The organism is Streptomyces sp. NPDC034037, from assembly GCF_055575715.1.
The window spans coordinates 654,127-673,382 of sequence record NZ_JBVISC010000003.1; the positions used below are offsets into that span (position 1 = coordinate 654,127).

The following is a 19,256-nucleotide window of genomic DNA, read 5'->3' on the forward strand; positions in this document are numbered from 1 at the left end:
TTTCAGGGACGTGGGTCGGCGCGCGGCGTGAGGCGTACACGGATCAGGGCGGGGCCGGGCAGTCGTCCGCCCGCGCAGCCCGGGACGGTGCCGAAGCGGTCGAAGGCGTCCTGCCATGCCCGCCCGGCCTCGACGATGTCGTCACGGCTGCGGCCGATGAAGTTCCACGACATCTCATACCGACGGGGCGTTCGTGCACGTCAACAGCCTAGTTCGCTGGGGGAGGGCAGCAAAAGGCCGGCATCAGGTGATGGACGGGTGCGCAGTTTCCCCCACGCGGTTGTTCCCCTGCACGTGGATCGCGCCATGGGCGCCAAGGGCCCCTGGCGCACGGTCAGATCACCGGTATTGCCCGTAGGCCGTGTCGTCGATCACCCGGATGGGCGGCACACCTGCGCCGGACACGGCTCGTTAACCGGCGAGAGACCGTCTTCCGGGAGGCAACCTCATGAGGCGCTGTGGCGTACGCGTACCAGGTGTCACCGGAAGCCGTCACCGGAGCGCCGGCGGACGGACGGACTGGCGGCGTTTCGCGCTCGCCGTGACCGGCGCGCTGGTGCTGGCCGGTGCGATGGTCGCGGCCACGACGGCGGCGGCGATCCCGGTGTCGTTCGCCGTGGCGGGCAGCCCGTTCACCGTCACGGCGCACAGGCTGGAGGCCGAAGGGGTGACGCAGTTCGCCTCGTTCCGTCAGCAGACGTCGGGGAGGCGGCACGCGGTCGCCGCGGTCGGGCTGGAGGAGGCCGCGTTGTACGGGCTGTGCCAGTCCGCGGTGGCACGGACCCCGCTGGGCACGGCGACGCTGCGGATCCGTTCCGGTGACCACCGGGCGGTGAAGGCTTCGTCGCTGGCGCTGGACCTGTCGTCCATCCGGGGCGACATGCGGTTCCACGCGGTGGAGATGGGGCGTGACGCCGCCACGCTGCGCGGCGCCCGAGGAGCGCCGGGAACGTACGGTCAGTACGCGGACTCACTGACGATCCGGCACATGAGGATGGACGCCTGGTCGCTGACCGCCGGGCTGTTCACGCTGGGCGACGCCACCATGGACGTCCGCGCGGGGGAGCACCCGTGCGCGTGAGGCGGGGACACCGCCCGCGGGGGGCCATCGTGTGCGTCGCCGCCGCCGGGGCGGAGATCGGCTACTTTCCACTGGCCCAGGTCGGCCTGCTGCCGGTGCAGGGAGTGAGCGGGGCGGCCACCGTCATGCTCGCGCTCGCGCTGGTCGGCTGCGCGGTGCACCTGTGGACCGCGCCGGCACGCGCCCGCTTCAGCGGAGCTGCCGCCATCGCCCTGGGTGTCCTTTCCTATCCGTTCGCCAACCTGGGCGGCTTCCTCCTGGGCATGCTGCTCGCGCTGGTCGGCGGAGCCCTGGCAGTGGCCTGGCGACCCGCGTCCCTCCAGGCCGCGGGGGACGGCGGGTGAGCCCTGGCCGTGCGCGGCTGTGGCTCGCTGTGGGCGCGGGCCTGACCGCCTCCCTCACGCCGGCCTGGGTAGGTACTGCCGACGAGGCGGGGCGGGCCGGCCCCTCCGGTGAGGTCTTCGCTCCCGCCCCGGAGAGTGCCGCGCCCTCCGGCGGGCCGAGGGGCGCCGCTTCCCCTGACGGAGCGGGGCCTGACCGCGGCTGTGCTCCCGGCACCCTGCCCTCCGCTCAACCCCGGCGAGGGCAGCGTGAGACGGCGGCGCGAGCACTGGCCGACTGCCTGACCTCAGCCGCACCGGGCAGACGGACCGCAGAGTCCGGCGGGACGACGCTGCGGGCGGCCACCCTGTCCGTCACGGGCCTCTACTGTCCGCCCGCCGCGGACCTGTGCCGGGCCTCTTCGATCCACCTGTCCAGGGCCCGCATCCGTCACGGGCGCGGTGAGGCAGCTTCGTGCCTGGTCGCCGAGGAGTTCTCCCTGACCGGCACTGTCCTCTTCCGTGCGGCGATCTTGCGCGGGAGGCTCCTGGGCGTCCTGCCCCTGACCGTCTCCACCCGGGCACTGCCGCCCGTGCCCGTCCCGTTCCTGCGGCTGGACGCGGTGGTCGCGCACGGGCTGTGGGCGAAGGCCGGTGAGGCTGCGGGCACGGCGGTGACGATCGGCCCGGGCAGCGGCGTCTGCGGGGACGCCGCCCCGGACGGCGCGGGTCCGGTCCCAGGGGACGTATGACGCCCTCTTCGCCGTCGACACTGTCTTCGCGCCGTCCCCGCGCTCAGCCTTCCTGCGGCTACCAAGGACTGCGCGATGGCCCGGAGCGTGCTGGACGAGCGCGCGTTGCCGTGTGGCAATCGCCTTGTACGTGCAGCCAGAGCAACTCGGCGGCCCTCACGCCCTCGTCCTGCGCCACGGGTCCGGTCATGCGCTTCGCGCCCCGCGTGGCCGGACCTGCCATGGCGAGCGAGCTGGCTCGGAGCCGGGCATGAGCGGGCGTCCGGAATTTGTCGATCGTATTCATAATCCCTTTTACAGCGTCGCTCACATGCCACGTTCCTCACCCGTCCGGGTATTAAGACTGCCGCTTCACAGGAGCGCACCGCCTCCCGCACGACCGCCTCTCACCTGGCACGAAAGCTCTGGGCGACGCCAGTAACGGCTCGCCGGTTCCCGCCGGTTGCAAAGAGTTGGCCCGGGCCGAGTCCTTTCCTACCGGTACCCTCCCTCGACTGGTGTTGCTGTACCGAGAGGACAGTTTGCATATCGGCTGTAGCCCGATCCGCAGCGCGTCACAAGGAGACTTTTATGGGTCAGGAGCCACCTCGCATCGCCCCCTTGAGCGGAGTTGCTCTGACGGCCGTGTGGGCGTTGCATCACCGCACCATGCACCTGCACGACACCGTGGCCCAGGAGGTTCTCCTCAAGATTCAGCGCAGGCGACAGACGCTGGGCCCCGTCATGGGACGTCGCACTTCGCTCATGGCGCACTACTTCGCACAACGTGCCAGGGTCTTCGATGCCGAGATCCGGCTGTTCCTGTCTCGCCATTCCGACGCCGTAGTCGTGAATCTGGGCGAGGGTCTCGACACACAGTTCTGGCGAGTGGATAACGGTCAACTGCGCTGGATCGGTGTCGACATGCCTGATGTCATTCGGTTGCGACAGGAGCTGATGCCGCCATCGGACCGCGTTACCCACATTCCCTGTTCAGTGCTCGCCCTCGACTGGACGGAACAAGTGCCGAGCGGTGCTCCGTTGTTGATCACCGCCCAGGGTCTGTTCATGTACTTCAAACCCGGGCAGGTCATTGGCCTGCTCCGCGCACTCGGGCAGAGGTATCCCGGCCACACCGCCATTTTTGACACCGCGCCCTGGTGGTTCGTCGGTTTGTCCCGGCTCAAGAAGCTGCGGTGCGGGGAATTCCGTGTCCCCGCCATGTCCAGCAGCCTGTCACCGCGCAGCCTGGGACACTTGCGGTCCCAGTTGCCCGCAGGAACATCCGTGACACATGTCCCAGCCCAGCACAGTTCTGGTCCTTTTCGGCTGTTCCACCGCCTCGGCCACCGTGTCCCCCTCGTACGCGGGTGCATTCCCGCGACTGTGCGCATCACGTTCCCGCGTGCGGGAGACACCCGGAATGGTCCACCCCTCGACACGACTTTCTGCCACGCGGAAACCCCTTGACATAACGCGGATGGCATCCTTCCACAGGCGCGCGACGGCTCTGCAATACCTCCATTGCTGCATGTGCAGACCTCCGAACAAGTAAGCAGCGGCTGACGTCATCCCACTCCTACGCCCACACCATGAGGTCCTGGTGCAACACACTGCCCTGAACCATCCACTATTGACCGACGGCTTGCCAAAGACCCCGTCGCCATCGTCGGGCTCGCGGGACGCTTCCCCAAAGCAGGCGACGTTCGGGAGTTTTGGAACAATGTCGTGTCCGCGCGCGACTGTTCCGACGTCGTGCCGTCCAGTTGGTGGCGCACGGACGAGTACTACGATCCGGACCCGTTCGCCCAGGACAAGACCTACTGCCGACGCGGCGGTTTCCTGACCCCGGAGGTGTTCGATCCCAAGGAGTTCGGAATGCCGCCGAACACCCTTGACTCGACAGGGCTGGTGCAACTTCTGAGTCTTGTCGTGGCCAAGGAGGCCCTCGAAGACGCGGGGCAGGGCAGAGCGGACTGGTACGAGGCGGCACGCACCGGCGTGGTGCTCGGAGTGTGCGGCACCAACTCCACTCTCCTGCCGCTGGCCGCCCGGCTGTTCGTGCCCCAAGTGGCCGAGGTCATGCGCGCCCAGGGCGTGCCGGAGGACACGGTCGACGCCGTCGTGCGCAGCCAACTGGCGGCCTTTCCGAAGTGGACGGAGGACAGTTTCCCCGGCGTCCTCGGCAATGTCGTCTCTGGACGAATCGCCAATCGGCTGGGCCTGGGAGCGGCCAACCACACAGTGGATGCCGCTTGTGCCAGCTCCCTGGCCGCGCTGCGTTCAGCCGTGGATGAGCTGCAGAGCCGACGGGCGGACCTGATGCTCACCGGTGGCTGCGACGCGGACAACGCGATCGTGTCGTTCATGTGCTTCAGCAAAACTCCCGCCTTGTCCCCGAGCGAACAGATCCGTCCGTTCGATGCCAAGTCCGACGGCACCCTGGTGGGCGAGGGCATCGGCATCCTGGTGCTCAAGCGCCTCGCGGATGCTGAGCGTGACGGTGATCGCGTCTACGCGGTTCTGCGGGGCTTGGGCAGTTCCAGCGACGGCAGAACGGACAGCATCTACGCCCCGCACATCGACGGGCAGGTCACGGCGCTGCGACGGGCTTACCGCGACGCGGACTGCCCTCCCCAGGCGGTCCAGTTGATCGAGGCCCATGGCACTGGTACCCGGGCGGGTGACGATGTCGAGCTGAAGGCGCTCAGCGAGGTGCTGTCCGGGTCGAAAGAACATCACTTCGCGGCGGTCGGCAGTGTGAAGTCCCAGATCGGACACACCAAGGCCGCGGCGGGTGCCGCAGGAATGATCAAGGCGGCGCTGGCACTGCACCACCGGCTGCTGCCGCCCACCATCAACGTGCGACAGCCCCATGCCCAGACGGTGGGCGGGGACAGCGCCCTTTACCTGAATACGTATGCCCGCCCGTGGGTGCTCGACCCGTCCCGACCAGTACGTCGGGCCGGGGTCTCGTCGTTCGGTTTCGGCGGGGTGAACTACCACGCCGTTCTGGAGGAGTATCCAGGCTCGGGCGACCACCGTGAGCACCCCCTGCACGACGTCCCTCGCCTGGCCCTGTGGCACGCACCGGATGCTGTTGCGGTGTCTTGAGCGGGGGAACCCCCCGGCCACCGAACCGCCTCCGCCCCAGCACGCCCGCATCGGCTTCGTGGCGACTGGCGTGGAGGAGTACGACGAGCTGCTCGCTCTCGCTGCTGACCGGTTGCGACACGACACCGGCCTGCCCCAATGGCGGCACTCCCGCGGAATCCACTACCGCTCCTCGGCACTGCCGCCCGAGACGGGCGTCGGCGCTCTGTTCGCCGGTCAGGGCAGCCAGTACGTGAACATGGGACTGAGCACGGCTCTGGCGGTCCCCCCCGTCCGCGCCGCCTTCGACGACGCCAACGTCCACTTCCCCTCGAACGACAGCCTCGCCGAAGCGGTCTTCCCCCCTCCAATGGCGGAGGAGCCGGACACCGGGCACGAGAGGCTGCGTCGGACCGGACATGCCCAGTCAGCCATCGGAGCTCTGTCCATGGGGCAGTACCGGTACTTGCGGACGATGGGTTTCACACCCCAGGGCGTACTCGGGTACAGCTTCGGTGAGCTGACCGCACTGTGGGCAGCCGGGGTGCTGGACGACGGCGCCTTCACAGAACTGGCCCGCGCCCGCGGGCGGGCCATGGAGCTGCCGGCCGGTGCGGACACCGACCCGGGAACGATGATCTCGGTCCAGGCGTCCTGCGCCGAACTCGAGACTCTGCTCGGCGAGATCCCCGGACTGACGGTCAGCGGGTACAACGCTCCGGGGCAGTACACAGTCGCGGGCCCGACCGCGGCCGCCCTCCGGTTCGCCGAGCTGTGTGCCACCCGCGGTGTGCGGGCGAAGCGGCTGGATGTGGCGGCTGCGTTCCATACGCCGCTCGTGGGCCACGCAGCCGAGGCGTTCGCGGCATCCTGTTCCGCGACCGCCTTCACCGCGCCGTCCCTACAGGTCTACAGCGCCACCAGGGGCGCCGCGTACACCGGGGATGAGAACGCCGACCGTCGCACGCTGGTCGAACAGCTACTCGAACCCGTCGACTTCGCCGCGCGTCTGGAGGAAATGTACGCGGACGGAGTGCGTGTCTTCGTCGAGTTCGGGCCGCGGCGCATGCTGACACAGCTGGTGGAGCGGACGTTGGGCGACCGCGAGGTGGAGACGATCGCCTGCGACCACGGTCCCGGCACGAACGGTGCCGCCGTGCTGAAGGAAGCAGCGGTAAGGCTGGCCGTTCTGGGAGTCATGGCATCGGTGGTCGACCCGTGTGCTCAGGTCGCGCGAAAAGACAAGGCGCAACCCTCCAAGGTCGCACGCACTTTGGAGGGACCGATGTTCGCGATGCAAGATCTGCGGCCGGCCCATGAGCAGCGGCTCGCCGAGGACACCGCACGGGTGGCCGCGCCCTCCGAGTGGGGCGAAGGGAACTCGTCAGGGAACCCTGCGGTGGTCGCCACAGCGGCTCAGGACGATCCCCTGGCTCGTGCGGCAGCAGAACATCTGGCGGTGCACACCCGTTACCTGGACGCCCAGTTGCGGACGGCGGAGCAGCTGACGGACCTGCTCCAGCGGGGCAGCCAGGGCGAAGGGCTCGACACGACGCTGGCCACAGCCGTGCACACCGTCGCCGAGCACAGCATGGCGGTGTGTCGCACGCACGAGCGGGCGAGCGAGGTCGTGTCACGTCTGCTGCGCATTCCCTCTGCGGGAGACGTCCCGGATCAGTCAGGGGGTGAGAATCCAGCGCTCGTCTCGCCCCGCTCCAACGGCGACAGCCTGGCGCCCCTCGCCGTCGAGGGAGGCGCAACGCCGGCGCTGCCCACGCAGCCGAGCGCACCTGCCGCACACCCCAGGACCGGCGAAGACCGGACACCACCGCCCACGAAAACGGCTCTCGCTGAACTCTGGGCGGCCGACCAGGACGGGGCCGGGCTCACGAAGCTCGCGGTGGCGACCGAGGAAGTGGACCTGGCGGAACTCGAGGACGTCTGCCGCGCCGTCGTCGCCGAGAAGACGGGCTACGTCATCGACATGATCGAGCCCGGGATGCACATCCAGGAGGAGCTGGGCATCGACTCGCTGAAGCAGGTCGAGATCGGCGCGGAGATCTGGCGCCGCTATCCCGCCATCGGCCGCGATGATCTGTACCGCTTCACCGAGGCCAGGACGGTCGGGGAACTGACGGACATGCTACGCAGCGTCCTGACCCGGACGGAATCCCGGTCGGAACTGGTCATCACGCCACTGAGCTCTGACACCGGCCCCACTTTCGTCACGCTCCGTCCTCTTCCTCCTGTGGACGTCTGCGTCGGTCTCTACCCGGACCGGCCGTCCGCCCTGCTGCTCGATGACGGCGGCGAACTGGCGACCGTGTTGTCAGAGACGCTGACGGCTCTCGGCTGGCGTACACGTCTGCTGTACCTCCCCGGTGTCACGACGTACGACGGCCCGGCAACCGCGGACCACGCCGTGCTCCCCGATTGGGACGAGGCAAGCACTGTCTCGTGTCTCACAGAGCTCCTCGCCGACGACCCGCGCGTGGATCTGTGAGTCCTGCCGTTCAGCCGCGACGCGGACGACGACAGGTGCCGGATGACGCAACGGCTCTGTCACGCCGTCCTCATGACCAAGCACGTGCTGCCCCGTCTGCAGTCGGCGGCCGAAAGCGGCACCCGCGCCGCCCTGGTCTCCGTGACCCAGTTGGACGGCGCCCTCGGTCACGCCGGCACGGGCGGTGACGCGCTCCAGGCACTGGCCGGTGGCATCGGTGGACTGGTCAAGGTCGCCGCCCTCGAGGCACCCACCCTCTTCTGCCGGGCTGTGGACTTGGCCCCAGGGTCGACCACCGAGCAGATCGGCACGGCATTCGCGGCCGAGATCGCTGACCTGGCGACGGACGTGTGCGAAGTCGGACTCGACACCGACGGCGGACGGCGGACACCGAGCTTGTCCCGGTCGCCTGATCCCGTCCTGCCGGCCCGCGACGTCGACGTCGAACTCACCGCGGACGACTTCCTGCTCGTCACCGGCGGCGCACGAGGAATCACATCCTGGAGCGTGCAGGCACTCGCCGCCCGGCATGCCTGTGGGTATCTCCTCCTCGGCCGTACTCCCCTGGAGGAAGAGCCCGGCTGGGCCGTTGAGCTGCACACCGAGGAACACCTCCGTGAGGCGCTGGGGGAACGCGCCCGGGCGGCGGGAGAGGATCCATCCGTCCCGGCGACCGCCGCCGAGATCACACGGCACGCTCGGCTGCTGCTCACCCAGCGGGAGATCCGCTCCGCACTCGCGGCCCTGCGGACCCATGGGGCCGAAGCCCACTACGTTTCGGCAGACGTCCGTGACAGCGCCCAGGTGACATCGGTCCTCGCGCCGTACGCGGCACGGATCACCGGCGTCGTCCACGGAGCGGGAGTGCTCGGCGACCGGCCCCTGCGGGACGCCGCCGCCTCCTCCGTCGCCTCGGTGGTGGAGACCAAGGTCAGTGGCCTGTGTCACATCCTCGACGCGCTCGAACCCGACCGTCTGCGACACCTGGTGTTGTTCAGCTCTGTGGTGGGGGTCTGGGGCAACCTGCGACAGAGTGACTACGCACTGGCCAACGAGGCGGTGAACAGGGTCGGTTGCGCCTTCCAGGCCGCACACCCTCAGTGCCGAGTGGTGCCGATCGCATGGGGGCCCTGGGAAGGCGGGATGGCGGGCCGTATCCACGAGGTGTTCGCCGACGCCGGAGTTCCGGTACTCACCCGGGAACAGGGGACCACCCACTTCCTTGGCCGTTTGGCCTCCGGTACCAGGTGGAGCGGCGTCACCGTCGTCGGGCCGACCGCCCCGTTCTACCGCAGGCTCGAGCGGCTGCCAGCAGCGGGGCGGACCGCTCACCGTCCGGTGGCGGGCCTCGGTCGGGAGCCAGTCCTTCATGACCACCGCTTCGCCCGAGTCCCGGTCCTGCCCATGACAGCCGCCGTCGGGTGGGGCGTGCACAGTGTCGAGCGGGCGCTGGGCGGCGCGCATCCGGTGGTCATCTGCGAGAACTTCAACATCGCCAAGGGCGTCCTCCTCCCTCCGGGCCACCAGGAGCGCTTCCGTGTCACACTGGTGCCCCAGGAGGACCCCACCACCATCGCCGCATCGGTGCACGACCCTGAGCCGGACGGAAAACTTCGGTACGAAGGCGTCTTCCGGCAGGCCGCCGAGCCGGCCGTCGCACCCCGCGTTCCGCTGCCCCCGTACGAGATCGGCGTTACCCCGCACCCCGCATACGATGACGGCCGACTCTTCCACGGCCCGACGTTGAGGGGTCTGAGAAACGTGCTGACGCAGGGACCCGGACATGCGGTGCTGGCCGCGCGCATGCGTGAGCCCGCCCTGGCCAACGGCGCCTATGCGGGGCAGCTCTACCGTCCCGCGTTGACCTGCTGCTTCAGGCCGCCTTGGTGACCCTTGTGCCGCAGCCCGACAGCGCCCGTATTCCGGTACCGGTCGCATTCGAGCGTCTGGAGCTTTTCACCCCCCTGCCGGACGATGAGCCCTTCGCCATCGTGGTCGAAGTACACGATGACCAAACCCATCCCCTGTTCGGTGAGTGCACACTCGTCGCGGCAGCTCCCGACGGCCGCGTCCACCAACGCTGGACGCGCGTGAAGCTGCTCTGGGCAGCTCCCGAGGCCATTGTCAAGAATGTGGAGAAAAGCGTGATCCCCCGTCCCCCATCCATGAACGACGCGGGCAGGGATGATGGAAGAGCTGGACTTCGAAGGTCTGCCGCTTCCCCTGCCGGTCGCCGTGCCCGTCCGCCCGGTTCCGCCGCAAGGGCCCGGAAACGGAACTCCCCTGTCCGTAATCCCAGCCCCCTCCGCGGAACCGGGACGAGCACCGCGGCCCTCCGCGGCAAGCACGGGAGCAACGGTCGTGTCCGGGACGTCCGCCCACGAGTTGGACGCATCGAGGGCGCTGCGAACCACCGTCGGCCGTTACTGCGAAACAGCCGCCCTTGCCATGCGCCTGGCCGATCAGACGCAGCGCGCGCACGGGGAAGTCCTTACTGCCCACCGGGCCATTGACGCTTGGCTGATCGAAAGAGCCAGTACTCCCCTCCCCAAGTGCGGCACACGGCGAAGCCAGGGCCCCGGCACACCACCGAGTGGTCCCCCTGCCGCTGCGGGCGCGGTGGTGCCGCCCTTGACGGCCGCTGCCTCACCCGTGCTCGGACCCACCGAAGTCGACATCCCGTCGGCCGGATCAACGCAGCCGACCAAGGAGACCCGATGACCGCGTCGGAGACAGTGCGGCAGAAAGACGGCTCCTCCGAAGCCCGTTACGCGCCCGACGACGTGTACCGCGTCCTGGCTGATCTCGACCACCCGTGCTACGTCGTCGGGGGTGGAGGCCGTGTCGGTGTGATGTCCCGCCCACCAGGACCGGACAGCGGGAATACTCTCCTGACAGCTGTGCCCGCGCAGCCGACCGAGCGTCTGGGTTCATCGCACTTCAGGCGTCGGCACGGAGTGCGGTACGCCTACATGGCCGGCGCGATGGCCGGGGGTATCTCCTCCGAGGAACTGGTGCTGAGCCTGGCCAAAGCCGGCTACCTCGCATCCTTCGGCGCCGCCGGTCTGCCGGAGCAACGCGTGGACCAGGCGCTGACACGGCTGGCACGCTCACTCGGTGCCAGCGGAACGGCGTATGCGTGCAACCTGATCCACAACCCCGTCGCTCCGGAGCAGGAACGCGCCTGTGTCGACGCGTGCCTACGCCACCGCGTTCCCTGTGTGGAGGCTTCTGCGTTCGTCCGGCTCACCACCGACCTGGTCCGCTACCGGGTGACGGGTCTGCAGAGCGGCTCCGCCGGTGAAGTGCGCGCCACACACCGGGTCGTCGCGAAGATCTCCCGTCAGGAGATCGCGGAAATGTTCATGCGACCGGCTCCGGAAGAGCTTGTGGCGGACTTGGTGGCCCGGGGGCAGGTGACGCGGGCGCAGGCCGAACTCGCACGTCGTTTCCCGATGGCGGACGACATCACCGTCGAGGCCGACTCCGGCGGCCATACCGACCGCCGTCCACTGGTCGTCACCCTCCCCGCCATCCTGCGGCTCCGTAACCGTATCGCTCAGGAGCACCCCCCGGCCGGGCGGGTCGGGATCGGCGCGGCAGGCGGCATCGCGACTCCCGAAGCGATCACCGCCGCCTTCGCCCTGGGCGCCTGCTACGTCGTCACCGGTTCGGTCAACCAAAGCGCCAAGGAGGCGGGCACTTCAAGCGGCGCCAAGCAACTGTTGGCCCAGGCGGGGCTCACCGACTACACCATGGCTCCAGCCGCCGACCTGTTCGAACAGGGCGGCACCGTGCAGGTCCTCAGCCGGGGAACGCTGTTCGCCGGGGCCGCCGCGCGGTTGTATCGCCTCTACCGGGAACATACGTCCTTGGAGGAACTCCCAGCCGGAGAACGTCGTGACGTAGAGGAACGGATTTTGAAACGCACGCTGACCGCAGCCTGGCAGGAAACCGCCGACTACCTGCTCGCCCATCACCCAGAATGGCACCGCCGGGCGGAGCAGGATCCCAAGTTCCGCATGGCCATGGTTTTCCGTTGGTACCTCGCCATGGCCAGTCGCTGGGCGATCTCCGGCGCCGAGGAGCGTCGGGGCGACTGGCAGATCTGGTGCGGACCTGCGATGGGTGCTTTCAACGGCTGGACCGCGGGCACCGACCTCGCCCGTCCCGAGAACCGCGAGGTCGTCTCCATCGCGGACCATTTGATGAGTGCCGCGGCCTTCCACACACGGGTGACCCAATTGCGTCTGTCAGGTCTACGCCTTCCGGCTTCTTGCGCCGAATACCGTTTGCCATTCAGCAGTTCACAGCATTAGACCAACATTTGTGGTGCGACTCCGGCGGCCCGCCGAGGCCGGGTGACCCGGTGGCGGGCCCCAGCGATCACGAGGGATTGTGAGCGGCGCAGTAACGGTCGCGGATGCGGCGGTAGTCGGGGATGCGGGGTGCGGCCAACCGGGCGGCCCAGCGTTCGGCGTTCGCCTCGATGGAGCGCACCACGGAGCGGCGGGCACTCTCGTCAGGGGCGTCGCGCAGTTGCCGGGCGTGGGTCCAGGCGGTCTCGCGCCAGGAGCGGAAGAGCTGGGAGGCGGTGAGGCCGGCGATGGGGTTCCACCGGTCGTCGCCGAGTGCCACGATCTGGTCGTAGCGGGCGGCGACGTCGCGTACCGCGGGGCCATAGGCGCGGTCGAGAACGGTCTGGAAGCGGTCGTAGTCCGCCTTGCGTGAGGAGCCGTCGGGGCGGCGCAGTCCGAGGCGGGCGAGCACGTAGGGCATGTCGCGCTGGATGTGGGCGTTGGCACCGAGCAGTACGTCCTGTCCGGCGTTGACGCCGTCGGCGCGGGCCGCCGCGAAGGCGATGCGCCAGGCGGCGGGAACGGTGCGGCCGTTCTGGTCGGCCTGCCGGGCGGACAGGTAGAGGTTGACGAACCCGGTGTTGAGGTCGCCTGCCAGCCAGGACGGTTCGTCGAACGCGTGCGGGTTGCGTACCGCGTCCTTGAGGGACTGCTCAAGGTGGACGTAGATCGCCGGGAACGGCGCCCGGTGGTCGCACCCCAGTTCGTCCCGCACCTGCCGCAGCGTCTCCTGTGCCTCGGCCACACAGCCCACCACCGGTCCGTGGCAGCCGAGTTCCCCTCGTGTCGTCCCCTCTGTGGCGCCCGCGGGAACGGCCGCTGTAGCGCACAGCCACGCTGAAAGCACCACCGCACACCATGCCCGTACAGGCGAGATACCGACCGCCACCTCGCACCCCTTTCCGCGTCCCGCATCCGCCCTTGAGAAGGAAACGACCGGAGGGACAGGGGGGTAACGGTGACACCGGCACATCGTGGCGCTGGACGTTGACGGGGAAATGACAGCGAACAGACAACGATACGGCGGGCACGTCTGCCGGACTGCGGCCCGGATGGTGCTACGGGGAAGTATGAGCGCGGGCCGGACAGGACACCGCTGCCGGTGGTGGCGTTCGCCGTCCGATGGGCGCCGTGGACGTCGGCAGTGTCGCTGTTCTCGCTGTTGCCGTGGGTTTGGAGGACGGACGCCTCCGCCCCGGCCCTTCCGGTACGCCGCCGCGAGCGACCACGACCTCTCCCGAGAGGCCTCCCGCTCGCCCGCCCCGGATACGCGACCCCAGTTCAGCGCACCCGTCCCCGCGGTTTCAGCGGCACGTTCGGCAGTTCGGGGGCGGAGAGGCGACGGGGCGTTCGTGCACGTCAACAGCCTAGTTCGCTGGGAGAGAGCAGCTCCCCATTTGCACCCCTCTGGGATGGCGCCAGCCCTGTCCCGATTTCGTGCAGCCCAACTGGCGTGGAAGGAAGGGCACTTTTCGCCTGTCGGTCACGCCGCCACGAGCGAACGACAATCCCCCTTGCGCTTGTCGTCGGCCCCGCGCGTACGAGTACCTGAGCAGTCAGCGGGACGGGCTGGTGATCAGCAGGAAACTAGGAGGTGAGGCCGAGCAGTGCCCAGACCTGTCGTCCCTCGCTGGAGTTCTCGGTGCCGCAGCTCACGGCGCCCAAGTCGCGGAGCGTGGGCAGCACGTCCTCGTCCACAGCCGCGTCCGGTGCCTGGTGGCTGAGCGCGAGGATGAGTACGTGGTGGTTCTGCTCGGACACGTGCACGCTGATGCGGCGACTGCCGTCGGTGATGACGGCGGTCACCAGGAAGGACACCACGTCTTCGAGCGGCGCGGGGGTTTTGCAACCCCACGCTGTGAGCTTCTCGGCGACATGCGCAGCCGCCTTCGCGGGGATCCATGGTTCAGCGTCCAGAGTCCACGAGGAGCCACGCCGGTTCTTCATGACCGGGACACCCGCACGGCCGGAGCGCTGTGGAACGGGCAGGCCTCGAAGGAGGTCACTGCGGAGAGCGTCCGGCGGCGGAGGGCTCGATGGCCGCTTCGGCGGCGGCGGTGTCTTGGGGGGATAGTCCGGCCGGGGCTTGATGGCCTCGGGCTCGGTATGCGGCATCTCCATGACGGACCCTCCCGATCAGGCCACCAACTGTAGCGGGTGCCCCGCCCACTGCGAGGACTTCGCAGACTTATATCCACGACTCCCGTCAGGGTGCCGGCGCTCCCGTTCGTCCGTATTTCGCGGCACGGCGGGCCCGCCCGGGCAGCGGTCGCGCAGGCCCGCGCGGAGAGACCGTGCAACCGGGTCCGCCCGACGAGTACGGAGGTAGCAGCGTCCCGGGGGGCGCACCCCTCGGATGTTGTCCGCGTCAGGCTGATGCCGGGTCGAGGAGGAGCGAGTCCAGGATGGCCGCGGTGGCGGCGGGGTCCGTGGTGTGGTGCACGGTGCGAATGCCGAGGGCTTCGGCGGGGGGCAGGTTTTCCGCGTGGTCGTCAACGAACACGCACTCGGGGCCGGTCAGCCCCAGGGCGTCGAGTGCCCGTTGGTAAATGAGTGAGGACGGCTTCCGTACGCCCTCCAGCTCGGACAGGATCACCGCGTCGAAGGAGTCCGTCCACATGCCCTTGTCCTCGTACGGGTTGTAGGGCTCGATCCCGAACGAGTTGCTGAGCATGGCCACCTTGATGCCGGCTGCGCGTGCTCGCTTCGCCGCCTCGACGATCAGGGGCTCGGGGCGCAGGTTGGCCAGGGCGCGCCGCATCAGGTCGGTGGGGTCGAGGCCGAGGATGCCGCCGATGACGCGGTTCCAATCTTCCTGGGTGGCTTTTCCTAGTACCCCGCGCGGCGAGGATTTCGCCCGGCTCATAAACGGACCGGGACACGGTGTCGCACGCCGTGGACGCTGCGAGCTTGGGACACCAGCGATGACAGCGTGCGCTGGGGGTTCCAGCCACTTGGCGGGGGTGCATCCGCCGATCGTCGGATGGCCGACGGAAGGCATGGGCTTCCAGGCTGGTGGCACCAGGGCCGAGGGCAGCCAGGCGGAGACCACTCGCCGCGAGCGCCATGCCGAGAAACACCTGCGCGCTGCCCTTGTGCACACGATCGCCGTGACGGCCGTCGAGCTGGCGCCCCGAGTCGAGCGCCACAGTTCGATTCGACCGATGCCCGCCGCTGCTGACGCACTGCGCGGGAGACCACGTACGAAAGGAATCTTTGTGAATACCGCATCCGCTCTGGAGACGACGGGTGCCGAGTCCCTGCGCGTCAGCGAGACGCTCAAGGCGCTGTACGGGTACGTCCGCCCGCACCGGTGGACCGTCGCACTCGGTCTGCTGTTGGCGCTGGTGGGGGCGGTCGGCGAGCTGCTGCAGCCGCTGGCCACGAAGGCGCTCGTCGACCGGCTCTCGTCCGGTGGCACGCTCGCCACCGTCCTGCTGGCGCTGACCGTGCTGGTGCTGCTGAGCACGGTGGCCGAGGCGTTCGGCGCCTATGCACTGGAGCGGACCGCCGAGTCGGTCGTGCTGGCCGCGCGCCGCAGCCTGATCGGCCGGCTGCTGCGGCTGCGGCTGACGGCGGTGGACCGGACGCAGCCGGGCGACCTGATGTCGCGGGTCACTTCCGACACCACGCTGCTGCGGGCCGTGAGTACGCAGGCGGTGGTCAACGCGGCGACCGGGGCGCTGACGCTGGTCGCGGCGGTCGTGGTGATGGCCTTCCTGGACGCCGTCCTGCTCGGCGTCACGCTCGGTGTGGTCGCGGTCGTCGGCGGGGGCGCTGCCCTGGTGCTGCCGAAGATCGGGCAGGCCGCCGAGCGCTCCCAGGCCGCGGTCGGGGAGATGTCCACCGGCCTGGAACGGGTCTTCGGCGCGTTCCGCACGGTGAGGGCGTCCGGCGCCGAGGAGCGGGAGACCGCCCGCGTCGAGGCGTCGGCCCGACGGGCGTGGCGGCATGGCGTGCGCGACGCGAAGTGGGAGGCCCTGCTGGGAACGGCGGACAACCTCGCCGTCGAGCTGGCGTTCCTCGCGGTGCTCGCGGTCGGCGGGGCGCGGGTGGCGTCCGCGGACATCCCCGGACGTGTCCTTCCGCTACGGTCCCGGGCTGCCGTACATCCACCAGCGGGCGAACTTCGAGGTGCCGGGCGCCGGGGTGACGGCCTTCGTCGGCCCTTCGGGCGCGGGCAAGTCGACGGTCTTCTCGCTCATCGAGCGGTTCTACGAGACGACCGGCGGACGCATCCTGGTCGACGGCCGGGACATAGGGCAGTGGCCGCTGTCCGAACTGCGGTCCGCCATCGGATACGTCGAGCAGGACGCTCCGGTTCTGGCCGGCACGCTGCGGGAGAACCTGGTCTTCAGCGCGCCCGGTGCGCCGGACGACGAGATCAGTGCCGTCCTCGCCCGGACCAGGCTCGACACCCTCGTCGAGCGTCTCCCGCACGGCCTGGACACCCTGGTCGGGCACCGCGGCTCGAAGCTGTCCGGCGGCGAGCGCCAGCGCGTCGCGATCGCCCGCGCCCTGCTGCGCAAGCCCCGGTTGCTGCTTCTCAGGATGCCGCGTGGCATCCAGCAGCTGGACCTGCGGTGGCCACAGGACGTTGTGAGCGCCCAGGAGCAGCAGCCCGAGGTGACCGGGGCACGAGATCAGCACGTGTCGAGAAGCCGGAGGATCTCGAACTCTGCTGGTGTGGTGCAGAACTCCGGATCGTCGGGACCGTTGACCCGGGCATCGCACGTTTCGACGTGGTCGGACAGAGAGGAATCATCCGTGCCCACAGGCCGGCAGCGTCACGCCATCACCGAGGCGAGCTGGCGGCCGTAGCCCGTCGCCGTCCCACCCGCGCTGTCGGTGGCGGGTGCGAGGCTTGGCCGGATGAGCACCGATGACGGGCAGCTGCTGCGCGACCGGGTGTGAGCGGCTGCGACCACGACGACCCCCACCCCGGCCCGCTGCCGCACCAGATGTACGCCGCGCTGATCGGCGGCCCGCTGGACGGCCTGCTGCTCGACATCACGGGCTGGCGGCCGGAACGTATCCGCGTCCATCGTCGGGCGGGGAAGTGGGGCGTGAGGGACAGTTCTTCGGCCTGCTCGTCTCCGGCAGCGGTTGGCGGCTGGTTCAGGCGGTGGTGCGGTTGTCCTGACGTGTGCTGAGCGCGGCTTCGGTGCTGGGGTGGGCCGGCAGGATGGTGTCCATGCCGGTGACGTTGAGCAGGCGGCTCAATCGGTCGGGGATGGCTGCCAGGGTGAGGGAGCCGTCGGCGTCTTTGGCGCAGCGCCAGATGCCGATGAGGGCGCCGAGGCCGGAGGAGTCGCAGAAGGTGACGCCTGCCAGGTCGGCAATCAGGTGGGGGTGTCCGTCGGCGATGAGTTCTAGGGCGCGGGTCCGTACGGCGGGTGCGGCGGCGATGTCGAATTCGCCTGACAGCGCGATCACGGCCAGGGCGCCGTCGGAGTGCGGAACATCAATGTGGAAGGGAGCGGTCATGGGCGTCGGTTCTCCTGTCCGACAAAGACGTCGGCGATCGGGGCGGCGGCGCTGTGAGCGGTGGTGGTGATGCCCGCCGGAGCGGCATCTGCGGTGGGTACGGAGAGGGCCAGCAGGGCGATGTCGTCGCGTTCGGTGTCGGGGAGGGTGTCCAGGAGAGCGACGGTGTCCTCGATCAGGGTGCCGGCGCTGACCGGCGCCGGCCGCTGAGCGAGGAAGTCGGTCAGGCCCGTGTCGGCGAGCATGTGGCCGTCGGCGGTGCGGGCCTCGGTCAGCCCGTCGGTGTACAGCAGTAGTCCCTCGCCGGGTACCAGGTGCAGGGTGCGTGAGGCGAAGGCGGCTTCGGCGAACGCGCCGACCAGCATGCCGCCCTTGGCGCGGACCGCCTTCACCTGTACGCCGCCGCTCTCGGCGGGGCTGAGATGGTAGGCGGGCGGGTGGCCACCGGTGGCCAGCGTGACCGTGAAACCGCCGTCTTGGTCAGGATCAAGCAGGCCGAAGACGGCGGTGCAAAAGCGGGTGCCGACCGCCGCGTCCAGCAGCAGCGCGGTGTTCAACGCCTTCAGCGCGGCCGTGGGGTCCGCGTCGACGAGAGCTGCGGCCCGCAGCGTGTAGCGGGTCAATGAGGTGACAGAGGCGGCTTCGGCGCCCTTGCCGCACACATCGCCCAGGAAGAACGCCCACCGGCCTCCGCCGACGGGGAAGACGTCGTAGAAGTCGCCGCCCACTTCCTGGGGGGAGGCGGTCTTGTAGTGGCAGGCCAGCTCCAGTCCCGGTACCGCGGGCAACGCGGGAGGCACCAAGGTGCGCTGCAAAGTGGAGGCGAACGCGGCGATGGCCGCCTTGTCCCGCTCCGCGCGCTGCCGGGCCTCTTCCTCCGCCTGGCGTTTGTCCTGCTCGACCTTGCGGCGCTCCTGCTCGGCGCGCACCACGTGCAGCGCCGACAGCCGCAGCTCAAGCTGGTCACGCACCACCGCCGCCAGGTCCGCGAGCGTGGCCGAATCCGCCTCGCTGATCTCGCGGGGGCTGGTGTCCAGGACGTTGACCGTGCCCAGCCGGTACCCGTCGGCGGTGATGATCGGAGCGGCGGCGTAGAACCGCACCCCCATGGGGCCGGCCACCAGCGGGTTGGAACAGGCGACCGGGTCGAGCAGGGTGTCGGGGATGACGGTGGTGTCATCGGTGAGTACGGCTGATGCACACAGGCCCGGATCGCGGCCGATCTCGGTGACGCCTTCCAAGCCGTGTGTGGCTTTGAACCAGATCCGGTCCTCGTCCACGATCGTCACCGTCGCCACCGGCACCTGGAACAGCCGCGCGGCCAGCGCCGCGACCCGGTCATAGGCGCCGTCTGGAGGAGTGTCGAGAATGTCGTACCGGCGCACCGCCGCCATCCGCGCCGCCTCGGCCGACACGGCCGACACGGCCAGAGGAGCGTTCGGTGTTATGGCAGACGGACTCGCTTGTTCCGGCATGTTCCTCGTTTCGTCATCCCCCGGGAGGCGCCGACCAGACGGTCAGCAACCCTGGAACCCTATCGAACAGCGAGCCCGGCGCTTTTCAGCCTTGCGCAGCCAGGGCATGCCTGACCTGGCTCCCCGCAGCACGAGAAGCCCTGGTGCCCTGATCGGGACGGCTTCGCCGGCTGCCGTACGGGCACAGGTCAAGCCCTTTCCGTGCCTG

General features: G+C 69.4%; 14 protein-coding genes and 2 pseudogenes. 10 read left to right on the top strand and 6 right to left on the bottom strand.

Annotated elements, in window-relative coordinates; all coding sequences use genetic code 11:
* Window positions 1-2: 2 nt before the first annotated feature.
* The gene (locus tag ACZ516_RS13430; protein WP_361081917.1) at window positions 3-173 is read right to left on the bottom strand and encodes a hypothetical protein; all 171 of its coding nucleotides are present in this window, start codon (window positions 171-173) and stop codon (window positions 3-5) included.
* 368 nt (window positions 174-541) lie between these two features.
* On the opposite strand from ACZ516_RS13430, the gene ACZ516_RS13435 reads away from it, so the two are divergent.
* From ACZ516_RS13435 to ACZ516_RS13470, 8 genes are all read left to right on the top strand, one after another.
* Entirely contained in the window at window positions 542-1,081 is a 540-nt protein-coding gene (locus tag ACZ516_RS13435; protein ID WP_469010141.1) for a DUF6230 family protein, read from the top strand.
* On the top strand, window positions 1,078-1,425 hold the full coding sequence (locus tag ACZ516_RS13440) for a DUF6114 domain-containing protein (protein ID WP_467465870.1): 348 nt from the start codon (window positions 1,078-1,080) through the stop codon (window positions 1,423-1,425). Before ACZ516_RS13435 ends, ACZ516_RS13440 begins: the two co-directional genes overlap by 4 nt.
* Window positions 1,422-2,153: a hypothetical protein gene (locus ACZ516_RS13445; RefSeq protein WP_361081911.1), complete on the top strand. Its 732-nt coding sequence runs from the start codon at window positions 1,422-1,424 to the stop codon at window positions 2,151-2,153. Before ACZ516_RS13440 ends, ACZ516_RS13445 begins: the two co-directional genes overlap by 4 nt.
* A 570-nt stretch (window positions 2,154-2,723) precedes the next feature.
* Window positions 2,724-3,602 (top strand): class I SAM-dependent methyltransferase, encoded by an 879-nt coding sequence (locus tag ACZ516_RS13450; protein ID WP_469010142.1) that lies wholly within the window; start codon window positions 2,724-2,726, stop codon window positions 3,600-3,602.
* A 195-nt stretch (window positions 3,603-3,797) separates the two neighbouring features.
* Window positions 3,798-5,246, top strand: a complete 1,449-nt coding sequence (locus ACZ516_RS13455) for a beta-ketoacyl synthase N-terminal-like domain-containing protein (protein ID WP_469010480.1) — start codon at window positions 3,798-3,800, stop codon at window positions 5,244-5,246.
* Window positions 5,227-7,728, top strand: coding sequence for an acyltransferase domain-containing protein (locus tag ACZ516_RS13460; RefSeq protein WP_469010481.1), 2,502 nt, complete (start codon window positions 5,227-5,229; stop codon window positions 7,726-7,728). The genes ACZ516_RS13455 and ACZ516_RS13460 overlap by 20 nt, the downstream gene beginning before the upstream one ends.
* Before the next feature lie 72 nt (window positions 7,729-7,800).
* Entirely contained in the window at window positions 7,801-9,618 is a 1,818-nt protein-coding gene (locus ACZ516_RS13465) for an SDR family NAD(P)-dependent oxidoreductase (RefSeq protein ID WP_469010144.1), read from the top strand.
* Between the two features lie 827 nt (window positions 9,619-10,445).
* Window positions 10,446-12,047, top strand: a complete 1,602-nt coding sequence (locus tag ACZ516_RS13470) for a PfaD family polyunsaturated fatty acid/polyketide biosynthesis protein (RefSeq protein ID WP_469010146.1) — start codon at window positions 10,446-10,448, stop codon at window positions 12,045-12,047.
* A 67-nt stretch (window positions 12,048-12,114) separates the two neighbouring features.
* Here the strand turns inward: ACZ516_RS13470 and ACZ516_RS13475 are convergent, their stop codons facing one another.
* From ACZ516_RS13475 to ACZ516_RS13485, 3 genes are all read right to left on the bottom strand, one after another.
* Window positions 12,115-12,831: a DUF5995 family protein gene (locus ACZ516_RS13475; protein ID WP_469010148.1), complete on the bottom strand. Its 717-nt coding sequence runs from the start codon at window positions 12,829-12,831 to the stop codon at window positions 12,115-12,117.
* A gap of 842 nt (window positions 12,832-13,673) precedes the next feature.
* Window positions 13,674-14,033: a hypothetical protein gene (locus tag ACZ516_RS13480; RefSeq protein WP_469010150.1), complete on the bottom strand. Its 360-nt coding sequence runs from the start codon at window positions 14,031-14,033 to the stop codon at window positions 13,674-13,676.
* Window positions 14,034-14,454: 421 nt separating this feature from the next.
* Window positions 14,455-14,952: an HAD-IA family hydrolase gene (locus tag ACZ516_RS13485; RefSeq protein WP_469010152.1), complete on the bottom strand. Its 498-nt coding sequence runs from the start codon at window positions 14,950-14,952 to the stop codon at window positions 14,455-14,457.
* A 352-nt stretch (window positions 14,953-15,304) separates the two neighbouring features.
* Here ACZ516_RS13485 and ACZ516_RS13490 point away from each other — a divergent pair.
* A pseudogene (locus ACZ516_RS13490) lies at window positions 15,305-16,907 on the top strand (ABC transporter transmembrane domain-containing protein).
* A gap of 51 nt (window positions 16,908-16,958) precedes the next feature.
* Window positions 16,959-17,239 (top strand): annotated as a pseudogene (locus ACZ516_RS13495) (hypothetical protein).
* Here the strand turns inward: ACZ516_RS13495 and ACZ516_RS13500 are convergent.
* Both ACZ516_RS13500 and ACZ516_RS13505 read right to left on the bottom strand, forming a co-directional pair.
* Complete coding sequence (locus ACZ516_RS13500) at window positions 17,205-17,573, bottom strand: STAS domain-containing protein (protein ID WP_469010154.1); 369 nt, start codon at window positions 17,571-17,573, stop codon at window positions 17,205-17,207. The pseudogene ACZ516_RS13495 and the gene ACZ516_RS13500 overlap by 35 nt on opposite strands.
* Entirely contained in the window at window positions 17,570-19,048 is a 1,479-nt protein-coding gene (locus tag ACZ516_RS13505; protein WP_469010156.1) for a PP2C family protein-serine/threonine phosphatase, read from the bottom strand. The genes ACZ516_RS13500 and ACZ516_RS13505 overlap by 4 nt, the downstream gene beginning before the upstream one ends.
* Window positions 19,049-19,256: the final 208 nt, after the last annotated feature.

Excerpts from the sequence above, each read along its gene's own strand:
- ACZ516_RS13430 (WP_361081917.1), bottom strand. The coding sequence starts at position 173 with ATGTCGTGGAACTTCATCGGCCGCAGCCGTGACGACATCGTCGAGGCC.
- ACZ516_RS13450 (WP_469010142.1), top strand. The coding sequence starts at position 2,724 with ATGGGTCAGGAGCCACCTCGCATCGCCCCCTTGAGCGGAGTTGCTCTG.
- ACZ516_RS13460 (WP_469010481.1), top strand. The coding sequence starts at position 5,227 with ATGCTGTTGCGGTGTCTTGAGCGGGGGAACCCCCCGGCCACCGAACCG.
- ACZ516_RS13465 (WP_469010144.1), top strand. The coding sequence starts at position 7,801 with ATGACCAAGCACGTGCTGCCCCGTCTGCAGTCGGCGGCCGAAAGCGGC.
- ACZ516_RS13470 (WP_469010146.1), top strand. The coding sequence starts at position 10,446 with ATGACCGCGTCGGAGACAGTGCGGCAGAAAGACGGCTCCTCCGAAGCC.
- ACZ516_RS13480 (WP_469010150.1), bottom strand. The coding sequence starts at position 14,033 with ATGAAGAACCGGCGTGGCTCCTCGTGGACTCTGGACGCTGAACCATGG.
- ACZ516_RS13485 (WP_469010152.1), bottom strand. The coding sequence starts at position 14,952 with ATGAGCCGGGCGAAATCCTCGCCGCGCGGGGTACTAGGAAAAGCCACC.
- ACZ516_RS13500 (WP_469010154.1), bottom strand. The coding sequence starts at position 17,573 with ATGACCGCTCCCTTCCACATTGATGTTCCGCACTCCGACGGCGCCCTG.
- ACZ516_RS13505 (WP_469010156.1), bottom strand. The coding sequence starts at position 19,048 with ATGCCGGAACAAGCGAGTCCGTCTGCCATAACACCGAACGCTCCTCTG.